The 1,428-nt window shown below is 73.9% G+C and carries 1 protein-coding gene; it reads left to right on the top strand.

Annotated features, from left to right (window positions below):
* Nucleotides 1-1,428, top strand: a 1,428-nt coding sequence (locus AC5LSR_RS20005; RefSeq protein ID WP_493468815.1) for an MFS transporter, incomplete at both ends; no start/stop codon positions are given.

Raw genomic sequence — 1,428 nt, 5'->3', positions numbered from 1 at the left:
CGCCGTCGGTGGCCCTTGGCGGGAAAGCGGCGCCGGCGCCCACCGACGCGCCGCGGGCGCCGAGGAGCGGGCGTGCCCGCGCGGTCCTCGCCATCTCCTCGATCGGGGTGTTCGTCGTCTTCCTGGACGCGACCATCGTCAACGTCGCGTTCGAGTCGATCACCAGGAGCTTCCACACCACGACCGCGGGCCTGGCCTGGGTCCTCAACGCCTACGCGCTGGTCCTCACCGCGCTGCTCGTCCTCGCCGGGCGGCTGGCCGACCAGCTCGGCCGCAAACGGCTGTTCCAGATCGGGCTGATCGGGTTCGCGGTCACCTCCGCCGCCTGCGGGCTGGCGTCCGGCACCGCCGTTCTCGTCGCCGCCCGGGCGCTGCAGGCGGTGTTCGCCGCGATCCTGGTGCCGTCGTCGCTGGCCCTGCTGCTCCCCGAGTTCCCGCCCCAGAAACGCTCAGCCGTGATCGGGATCTGGGGCGCGATGGGCGGGCTCGCCGCGGCCAGCGGGCCGATCCTGGGCTCACTGCTCGTCCAGTACCTGTCCTGGCGCTGGGTGTTCCTGGTCAACGTGCCGATCTGCCTGCTGGCCGCGCTCGTCGGCGCACGGGTGCTGCGCGAGAGCCGGGACGAGGGCGCCACCGGCATCCCCGACCCGTTCGGCGTCATCCTCGTGACGGTGGCGCTCGGCGCTGTCGCGCTCGGCATCGTCGAGGGGCCGGAGTGGGGCTGGGACGACCCCCGCGTCATCGGCGCGTTCCTCGTCGCCGCGGCCGGCCTGCCGCTGTTCGTCGTCCGGACACGGCACGCCGCCCGGCCGGCCGTCGACCTCAGCCTGTTCCGGGTCCGCTCCTACAGCGTGGCGAACGCCGGGATGCTGACATTCGCCACCGCCTTCTTCGCCATCACCCTGGCGAACATCATCTTCCTGCAGACGGTGTGGCACTGGTCGGTGCTGCGCAGCGCCCTCGCGGTGACCCCGAGCCCGCTGCTCGCCGGCGTCGCCGCTCCGCTGGCCGGCGCGCTGGCCGACCGTTTCGGCCACCGCGCGGTCCTCGTCCCCGGCGCGCTGTCCTTCACCGCGGCGATGCTGCTGTTCGCCACCCAGGTCGGTGCCACCCCGCACTACGTCACCGAATGGCTGCCGGCGGCCCTGCTCACCGGTGCCGGCATCGGGCTGACCCTCCCCACGCTCGGCAGCGCGGCCGCCGCGTCGCTGCCGCCGGCCCGGTTCGGGATCGGCAGCGCCATCAACTCCTCGTTCCGGCAGCTCGGCGCCGTACTCGGGGTGTCGGTGTTCGTCGCCGTCCTCGGCACCCCGTCCCCCGCCTCCGCGCTCGACGCCTTCCAGCACGTCTGGTACGTGATGGCCGGCGTCGCCGCCCTCTCGGCCCTGCTGTGCGCCGCCATCCACACCCGCCCACACCGCCCGAACC

The organism is Protofrankia sp. CiP1_Cm_nod4 (assembly GCF_982290645.1).
Note: the sequence above shows the minus strand (reverse complement) of the source record. Positions and strands in the feature narration are given on the sequence as shown.